This window comes from Oleiphilus sp. HI0080 (assembly GCF_001635135.1).
This window is the reverse complement of sequence record NZ_LWFU01000061.1, coordinates 1-448: the sequence shown is the minus strand read 5'-3', so window position 1 is coordinate 448 and position 448 is coordinate 1. Positions and strand designations below refer to the sequence as shown.

1 protein-coding gene is annotated in these 448 nt (G+C 51.6%); it reads right to left on the bottom strand.

Annotation, left to right across the window (positions count from 1 at the left end):
• On the bottom strand, nucleotides 1-448 hold a 448-nt coding region (locus tag A3751_RS00795), incomplete at both ends, for an amidohydrolase family protein (protein WP_156492151.1).

The following is a 448-nucleotide window of genomic DNA, read 5'->3' as shown; positions in this document are numbered from 1 at the left end:
ATGCTTTTCCAGATCCAGCGTCCTGCATATTCCAGAAGCCAAAACCATATTTGAGGAAGGACAGTGACCAACGCCGACTCCGGCCTTACCTAATCGCTTCAATTCCTCATCGTTGAAATGAATACCATGTGCGAGCCATACATCGCTCGCCATCCACTCCACAGACTCTAAATAATCCACTGGTCGCATACCGAAGCGACTTAGGCAAAACGTATTCTCGTCTTCCGTCTCCGCCAAATGGGTATGCAAGCGCACCCCATGTTGACGTGCTAATCGCGCGGTCTCGACCATCAACTCACTCGTGACCGAGAATGGCGAGCATGGTGCAAGCGCAATATTTACCATCGAGCCTTCGCTGGCATCGTGATAGAGGCCAATCAAACGCGCCGAATCTTTTAGAATCACCTCATCGGTTTGCACTGTGGATTGCGGGGGTAAACCGCCCTGC